The following is a 7626-nucleotide window of genomic DNA, read 5'->3' on the forward strand; positions in this document are numbered from 1 at the left end:
GTGCGTCAGTTGGCGGCGGCGGGTGGCAGTGCCTCGTCGGCGACGTAGGTGCCCAGCGGCAGCACCACCGGCTCGGGGCCGGTCGCGTCCACGTACGGGGCCGGCGAGTCGGCGACCGCGAACTGGGTGCGGTACAGCTCGGCGTAGAGCCCGCCGACCGCCACCAACTCCTCGTGGCGCCCCCGCTCGACGATCCGTCCGCCGTCGAGGACCAGGATCTGGTCGGCGTCGCGGACGGTGGAGAGCCGGTGCGCGATCACCAGCGCCGTACGCCCGGCCAGCGCCACCGACAGCGCCCGCTGCACCGCCGCCTCGCTCTCCGAGTCGAGGTGCGCGGTCGCCTCGTCGAGGATCACGATCGACGGGGCCTTGAGCAGCAGCCGGGCGATGGCGATGCGCTGTTTCTCGCCGCCGGAGAACCGGTAGCCGCGCTCCCCGACGGTGGTGTCCAACCCGTCGGGCAGCGACCGGACCAGGTCGGCGACCTGGGCGCCGGCCAGCGCGGCCCAGATCTCGTCGTCGGTCGCGTCCGGCTTGGCGTAGCGCAGGTTCTCGGCGATCGTCTCGTGGAACAGGTGCGAATCCTGCGTGACCACACCGATCTCGTCGCGTAGGGAGGCGAGCGTCGCGTCGCGCACGTCCACCCCGCCGACGAGCACCTGCCCGTCGGTGACGTCGTAGATGCGGGAGATCAGCATGGACAGCGTCGACTTGCCGGCGCCGGACGGGCCGACCAGGGCGACCATCTGGCCCGGCTCGACGCTGAACGACACCCCCTTGAGCACCGGCTCGTTGACGGTCCGGTCGAGCGTGGCGACCTCCTCCAGCGAGGCGAGGGAGATCTCGGCGGCGCTCGGGTAACGGAACCGCACGTCACGGAAGTCGACCCGGCCGGCGTTCCGGGGCACCGGCACCGCGTCGGGCTTCTCCACGATGCCCGGCTTCAGGTCGAGCACCTCGAAGACCCGGTCGAAGGAGACCAGTGCGCTCATCACGTCCACCCGGACGTTGGAGAGCGCGGTGAGCGGGCCGTAGAGGCGGGTGAGCAGCAGCGCGAGGGTGACCACCGTGCCGGCGCTGACACCGCCGGTCACCGCGAGCCAGCCGCCGAGGCCGTACGTGAGGGCCTGGGCCAGCGAGGCGACCAGCAGCATGGCCACGAAGAACGTCCGGGAGTACATGGCGGACTGGATGCCGATGTCCCGCACGCGCTCGGCCCGGCCGGCGAACCGGCGGGCCTCGATCTCGGGCTGGCCGAAGAGCTTCACCAGCAGCGCGCCGGCCACCCCGAACCGCTCGGTCATCGTCGCGTTCATCTTGGCGTCGAGGTTGTACGCCTCGCGGGTGATGTCGGCCAGCCGCTTGCCGACCCGGCGGGCCGGGATGATGAAGATCGGCAGCAGCACCAGCGAGAGCGCGGTGATCTGCCACGAGAGGGTGAACATGACCGCGGCGGTGAGCACCAGCTGGATGACGTTGCTGACCACACCGGACAGGGTGGAGGTGAAGGCCCGCTGGGCGCCGAGCACGTCGTTGTTGAGCCGGCTGACCAGAGCGCCGGTCTGGGTACGCGTGAAGAACTGCAACGGCATCCGCTGCACGTGGTCGTAGACCCGGGTGCGCAGGTTGAGGATGATGCCCTCGCCGATGCGGGCGGAATACCACCTCTGGGCGAGGGAGAGCATCGCGTCGGCGACCGCCAGAGCCGCGATGAACAGGGCCAGCCGGACCACCAGCCGACCGGCCTCGGTGCCGCCCCGGTTGATCGCGTTGATCACGTCGCCGGCGAGCACCGGGGTGGCCACGCCGATGACGGCGGCCAGCACCACGGTGGCCAGGAAGACGACGATGTCGCGCCGGTAGGGCTGGGCGAAGGCCACGATCCGACGGGCCACGCCGCGCTTCAGCCGGTGGGTGGAGACCTCGTCGCGGTTGCGCATCGACCGCAGCATGCTCCAGCCCGCCATGCCACCGCCGGACATCGGGTTGGACACCACTCACCTCCGGGTTGTCGGGCAGACCACCACCGTCAGGTCAATTCTCCCGATGACTCTGACAACCTCGGTCGTAACCCGGATCTTCCCGTACGGTCCTTACTATTCTCCCCGGCCGGCGAGGTCACGCAGCCGGCGGGTCTGTGCCTCCCGCTCGGCGCGCTGCTGGTCGGCGTGGGACCGCCCGGCCGCGCCGGCGATCAGGGCCTTGATCTCCACCACCGCGTCACGGGCACCGGCGAGCAGGCCGGCGGTCAGGTCACGGACCGCACCGTCCAACTCGGCGGGCTGTACGACAAGGGTGGCCAGCCCGATCCGGTCCGCCTCGGCGGCGTCCAGGCGGCGGCCGGTCGCGCAGATCTCCAGCGCCCGCGCGTAGCCGACCAGCTCGACGAGGCGCTTGGTGCCGGCCAGATCGGGCACCAGGCCGAGGGTCACCTCGGCCATCGACAGCTTCGCGTCGGTGGTCAGGACCCGCAGATCACAGGCGAGCGCGAGCTGGAAGCCGGCACCGATCGCGTGACCCTGCACGGCCGCCACCGAGATGACGTCCGGCCGGTGCAGCCAGGTGAAGCCGCCCTGGAACTCGGCGATCCGGTCGGCGCACTCCTGCTCGGGCAGCGTGGCCAGCTCGGCGAAGGACCCCGGACCGGAAGCACCGGCCACCGCGAGGTCGAGGCCGGCGGAGAACGCTCGCCCCTCGCCCCGGACCACCACCACCCGTACGTCGCCGGGCAGGTCGCGGGAGAAATCGCTCATCGCGCGCCACATGGCGGGCGTCTGGGCGTTGAGCACGTCGGGCCGGCACAAGGTCACCGTGGCAACCGGCCCGTCGCAGCTCAGCCGGACCCCGGTCGCCTCGGCGGTCACCGGACGACCCGGGGCGCGGCGCTGGTGGACGACGCTGGGGGGCGGGTCACGCCTTCTTGCGGCGCCGGGCACCGCCGCGCTGACGCAACTGCACCCCGGACTCGGTGAGCACTCGGTGGATGAACCCGTAGGAACGGCCGGTCGAGGCCGCCAGCGCGCGGATGCTCTCCCCCGAGGTGTACCGCTTTACCAGGTCCTTGGCGAGCGTCTGACGCTCGGCTCCGACGATCCGGCGACCCTTCTCAGTGCTGGTGGCTGTGCCAGTGGCTGCCATGCTGTGTCCTCACGTCCCAGACTGTGCGGTTCGGATACGGTCCCACCTATTAGACCGCCTCGAACGATCATGCGCCAGATATCAACTCTTCGCCAACCGACACGCTATGCAATGTCAGCTTCCCGATAGCGTGATCCTGCCGACGGGCCCCGCGACACCGGCCCGCCGTACCACCGTCGCCGCCGTGCGGCAGCGCCCGCCGACCACCCGTACCCTGCGGTCATGATCGACCTGTTGGGTACGGCGGCCGGGGCGGCCGTTGTCTTCGCCGCCACCGACATCGACGACATCGTCATCCTGACCCTGTTCTTCGTCACCGCCCGCCGCACCGGCCGACCACGGCCCTGGCAGATCGTGGCCGGGCAGTACCTCGGCATCGGGACGCTGGCGCTGGCCAGCGCGGTGATCGCCGCCGGCCTGCTGGTGGTGCCCGACCCGTGGACCGGCCTGCTCGGGCTGCTGCCCATCGCGCTCGGCGTCCGCGCCCTCGTACGACGCGACGGCGACGAGGCGCCCGCCGTGGTGGCCTCCACGCTCGGGGTCGCCGGGGTGACGATCGCGAACGGCGCCGACAACGTGGCCGTGTACGTGCCCGTCTTCCGTGCCCTCGGCCCCGCCGACAGCGCGGCCTTCCTGCTGGTCTTCGTGGTGCTCATCGCCGGGTGGTGCGCCGCCGGCGCCTGGCTGGGCGGGCACCCCCGGGTGGTCCGGCTGGTCGAACGCGCGGGCCACTGGCTGGTCCCGGCGATCTTCGTCGCGATCGGGGTGGTGATCCTGGTCAGCTCCGGCGTGCTCGGCCGACTGGTCGACCTGCTCGGCTGAGAGCCGGGCCGGACGGCCCGAACCGGCCCGGTCAGGCCAGTTCGACCAGCTCCAGCAGGTCGTCGCTCCAGGCGTCCTCGTCGCCGTCGGGCAGCAGGATGGCGCGGTCCGGCTTGAGCGCCAACACCGCACCCGGGTCGTGGGTGACCAGCACGATCGCACCCGGGTAGTTGGCGATCGCGTCGAGCACCTGCTCCCGGCTGACCGGGTCGAGGTTGTTCGTCGGCTCGTCCAGCAGCAGCACGTTGGCACCGGAGCAGACCAGGGTCGACAGGGCCAGCCGGGTCTTCTCACCGCCGGAGAGCACCCCCGCCGGCTTGTTCACGTCGTCGCCGGAGAAGAGGAACGCTCCGAGGATCTTGCGCAGGTCGGTGTCGGACTGCTCGACGGCGGCGGCGCGCATGTTCTCCAGCACCGTCCGTTCCACGTCCAGCGTCTCGTGCTCCTGGGCGTAGTAGCCCAGCCGCAGCCCGTGCCCGGCGTGCACCTCGCCGGTGTCCGGCGTGAGCAGCCCGCCGAGCATCCGCAGCAGCGTAGTCTTGCCGGCGCCGTTGAGCCCGAGGATGGCCACCCGGGAGCCGCGGTCCACCGCCACGTTGACGTCGGTGAAGATCTCCAGCGAGCCGTACGACTTGGACAGGCCGGTCGCGGTGAGCGGGGTCTTGCCGCACGGCGCGGGGTTGGGGAAGCGCACCTTGGCCACCCGGTCGGCGACCCGGACCTCCTCCAGACCCGAGATCAGCTTCTCCGCACGACGGGCCATGTTCTGCGCGGCGACGGTCTTGGTGGCCTTCGCGCGCATCTTGTCGGCCTGCGCCATCAGGGCGCCGGCCTTCTTCTCGGCGTTGGCCCGCTCCCGGCGGCGACGACGCTCGTCGGTCTCCCGCGCCTCCAGGTACGCCTTCCAGCCCAGGTTGTACACGTCGACCACGGACCGGGTGGCGTCGAGGAACCAGACCTTGTTGACCACCGACTCCAGCAGCGCGCCGTCGTGGGAGATCACGATCAGGCCGCCCTTGTGGTTGGCGAGGAAGCCGCGCAGCCAGGTGATCGAGTCGGCGTCGAGGTGGTTGGTCGGCTCGTCGAGCAGCAGGATGCCGCCGCCGTTCTCGCCGGCGTCGCGGAACAGGATCCGGGCCAGCTCGATGCGCCGGCGTTGACCGCCGGAGAGGGTGCCGATGGTCTGCGCGAGCGCCCGGTCCGGCAGGCCGAGGTTGGCGCAGATCCGGGCGGCCTCCGCCTCGGCGGCGTACCCACCCAGGGCGGCGAACTGGTCCTCCAGCGCGCCGTAACGGCGGACCAGCTTCTCGTCGGTGTCCTCGGCGAGCCGGGCCTCGAGTTCCTGCATCTGGGCCATCAGCACGTCCAGGCCGCGCGCGGAGAGCACCCGGTCGCGGCCGGTCACCTCGAGGTCGCCGGTGCGCGGGTCCTGCGGCAGGTAGCCGATGGCGCTGCGCTGGTCGATCTGCCCGGCGTACGGCTGCCCCTCGCCGGCCAGCACCTTCAGCGTGGTGGTCTTGCCGGCACCGTTGCGGCCGACGAGGCCGATCCGGTCACCGGGCTGCACGCGCAGGGTGGTGTCGGACAGCAGGATCCGGGAGCCGGCACGGAGTTCCAGGCCGGTGGCGGTGATCATTTCTTCGGGCTCGCTCTCGGGGAGTGGAAGGCTGACTCGGGGCACGCGAAACGGCCGGCGGGCTCTGTGGCCCGGCGGCACGGGGCGGTTCAGCCTTCGCAGCGCAGCACCCGACAAGTGTACCGGGCGCCGCTGGACGCCCCGCCCGGATTACCAATCAAGATCATCGGGTACCGGAACCGCTGTCCGGACCCCGTCCGGCATTTCAGTGACAGAACGACATCAAAACGACAATCACCGGCATACGGCGATCGGGGTCAGCATGGAACTCAACGAGCGGGCCGAACTCGACACGTCCCAGGTCAACGACCAGGGCCGGGGCGGCGGAGGGGGCGGTGGCCTCGGCATCCCACTGCCCGGCGGCGGTGGTCGCGGCGGGCTGATCGGCATCGTGGTGGCCGTGCTGGTCGCGCTCCTCGGCGGTGGTTTCGGCCTGAACGCGATGACCAACGGCGAGGACGGCGGCGGGCAGGCGGGCGGCACCGACCTGGAACAGCTGTGCTCGCGGGACAACGCCCAGCGCTTCGAGGACGTGCGCTGCCGCAACCTGCTCTACGTCAACAGCATCCAGGGCTACTGGGAGAAGGCGTACCCGGAGCTGGGCAAGGGGAAGTACGAGCCGACCGACACCAACTTCTTCCAGGCCGCCGTGAACACCGGCTGCGGCCAGGCCGACTCCGGAGTCGGCCCCTTCTACTGCCCGGCCGACAAGCAGGTGTACATCGACCTGAGCTTCTACAACGAGCTCGCCTCCCGGTTCGGCGCCAAGGGCGAGTTCGCCGCGCCGTACGTGCTCGCCCACGAGTACGGCCACCACATCCAGAACCTGCTCGGCACCAACGAGCGGGCCGGCCAGGGCGACCAGAGCGGCCCCCGCTCCGCCTCCGTCCGCTTGGAGTTGCAGGCCGACTGCTACGCCGGTGCCTGGGCCAAGCACGCCACCGAGAGCAGGGACGAGACCGGCCAGGAGCCGCTGTTCAAGTCCATCACCCCGACCGACATCAGCGAGGCTGTGCAGGCCGCCGAGGCGATCGGCGACGACAGCATCCAGGAGCGCTCCGGCGGGCAGGTCAACCCCGACCAGTTCACCCACGGCACCTCCGCGCAGCGGCAGCGCTGGTTCCAGCAGGGCTACGACCGCGGCGACCCGCAGGCCTGCGACACCTTCGGCACCGACCAGCTCTGACTATTCCACCGCGCCGACAGGGCGCCTCGACGGCCCGTACCGACCGTCGGGGCGCCCTTCGCATGATCAGGCGACGCGACGGCCGCGCCCCGGTGTGCTCGCGTCAGTCAGCCGGCGCGGGATCGCGGACCAGGACGCGGACCGCTCTGGCAGCCGCCACTGCGGCGACCAGCACGGCGTGCCGGGGCTCGGGAACGTCGAGCAGCCTCTCGGCCCGCAGCGCCGCGAGCGGGGCCAGGCGCCGGTCGGCGAGGATGCCGTCCACCGTGCGCCGGTCACCGCCGGCGACCACGGCGTCGAGCGTGCCGGCCTCCGGCAGCAGCAGCCGTACCGCCAACTCGACCGCCTCGCCGAGGGCGGCCTTCGCCTGGTTGTCCCGCCGACGGGCGAAACGGTGCTGGGACCAGCCGCCCGCAGCGGTGCGGCCCTGCACGTAGCGGCTGTCCACCTTGGAGACCACGAGGTCCTCCCCCGCCGCCACGCCCATCGCCACCGCGCTCTTGCGCGCCAGCAACAGGCCGATCCGCCGTGGCGCGCCGGCAGCGGCGAGAAAGTCAGCCAGGCCCCCGTCCGCCACCGCGCCGGAAATGCCGGCGGCACCGGGCGGGACGTGCAGCTCAGCGGTGGCACCGTCGGGGGCGGTGAGCAACAGACCGTACCCCTGGGTTGTCACGGTAGGCGGACCGTGCCGTTCGGCGAAGCCGTCAACCCAGCGAGCGAGCCGAGCCGGATCAACCTCCACCCAGCGGCCACCACCGGCAGCAGGTCGACTCGACATCCCCCGAACCTACGGCACCACCCCACCCACCCCCACCCCTGCACGGTCCCCCGCCGACTCGCGGTG

General features: G+C 71.7%; 7 protein-coding genes. 2 read left to right on the forward strand and 5 right to left on the reverse strand.

The genetic code is table 11. The features are described from left to right. Positions 1-5: 5 nt before the first annotated feature. The 3 genes from M8C17_RS31085 to M8C17_RS31095 form a co-directional block, all read right to left on the reverse strand. A complete protein-coding gene (locus M8C17_RS31085) occupies positions 6-1982 on the reverse strand; it encodes an ABC transporter ATP-binding protein (RefSeq protein WP_252420261.1) in 1977 nt (658 codons plus the stop codon). Positions 1983-2096: 114 nt separating this feature from the next. Then, positions 2097-2864, reverse strand: a complete 768-nt coding sequence (locus M8C17_RS31090) for an enoyl-CoA hydratase/isomerase family protein (RefSeq protein ID WP_252420249.1) — start codon at positions 2862-2864, stop codon at positions 2097-2099. A gap of 46 nt (positions 2865-2910) precedes the next feature. After that, positions 2911-3138, reverse strand: coding sequence for a helix-turn-helix domain-containing protein (locus tag M8C17_RS31095; RefSeq protein WP_007462679.1), 228 nt, complete (start codon positions 3136-3138; stop codon positions 2911-2913). 222 nt (positions 3139-3360) lie between these two features. Here M8C17_RS31095 and M8C17_RS31100 point away from each other — a divergent pair, with 222 nt between their 5' ends. Then, on the forward strand, positions 3361-3960 hold the full coding sequence (locus tag M8C17_RS31100) for a cadmium resistance transporter (protein ID WP_252420251.1): 600 nt from the start codon (positions 3361-3363) through the stop codon (positions 3958-3960). 31 nt (positions 3961-3991) lie between these two features. Here M8C17_RS31100 and M8C17_RS31105 read toward each other — a convergent pair whose 3' ends face one another. After that, positions 3992-5596 carry an ABC-F family ATP-binding cassette domain-containing protein gene (locus M8C17_RS31105; RefSeq protein WP_252420253.1) on the reverse strand — a complete coding sequence of 535 codons (1605 nt, stop codon included), beginning with the start codon at positions 5594-5596 and terminating at the stop codon, positions 3992-3994. A gap of 262 nt (positions 5597-5858) precedes the next feature. On the opposite strand from M8C17_RS31105, the gene M8C17_RS31110 reads away from it, so the two are divergent. Continuing rightward, positions 5859-6782 (forward strand): neutral zinc metallopeptidase, encoded by a 924-nt coding sequence (locus tag M8C17_RS31110; RefSeq protein ID WP_252420255.1) that lies wholly within the window; start codon positions 5859-5861, stop codon positions 6780-6782. A 103-nt stretch (positions 6783-6885) separates the two neighbouring features. On the opposite strand, the gene M8C17_RS31115 is transcribed toward M8C17_RS31110, so the two are convergent. Next, entirely contained in the window at positions 6886-7560 is a 675-nt protein-coding gene (locus M8C17_RS31115; RefSeq protein ID WP_252420257.1) for an acVLRF1 family peptidyl-tRNA hydrolase, read from the reverse strand. Positions 7561-7626 lie beyond the last annotated feature (66 nt).

Source organism: Micromonospora sp. RHAY321, from assembly GCF_023896955.1.
Taxonomy (GTDB): Bacteria; Actinomycetota; Actinomycetes; order Mycobacteriales; family Micromonosporaceae; genus Micromonospora.

What these genes read in the sequence shown, in the direction of transcription:
- M8C17_RS31085 (WP_252420261.1), bottom strand. Translation starts at nt 1,982, where the DNA reads ATGTCCGGCGGTGGCATGGCGGGCTGGAGCATGCTGCGGTCGATGCGC.
- M8C17_RS31095 (WP_007462679.1), bottom strand. Translation starts at nt 3,138, where the DNA reads ATGGCAGCCACTGGCACAGCCACCAGCACTGAGAAGGGTCGCCGGATC.
- M8C17_RS31100 (WP_252420251.1), top strand. Translation starts at nt 3,361, where the DNA reads ATGATCGACCTGTTGGGTACGGCGGCCGGGGCGGCCGTTGTCTTCGCC.
- M8C17_RS31105 (WP_252420253.1), bottom strand. Translation starts at nt 5,596, where the DNA reads ATGATCACCGCCACCGGCCTGGAACTCCGTGCCGGCTCCCGGATCCTG.
- M8C17_RS31110 (WP_252420255.1), top strand. Translation starts at nt 5,859, where the DNA reads ATGGAACTCAACGAGCGGGCCGAACTCGACACGTCCCAGGTCAACGAC.
- M8C17_RS31115 (WP_252420257.1), bottom strand. Translation starts at nt 7,560, where the DNA reads ATGTCGAGTCGACCTGCTGCCGGTGGTGGCCGCTGGGTGGAGGTTGAT.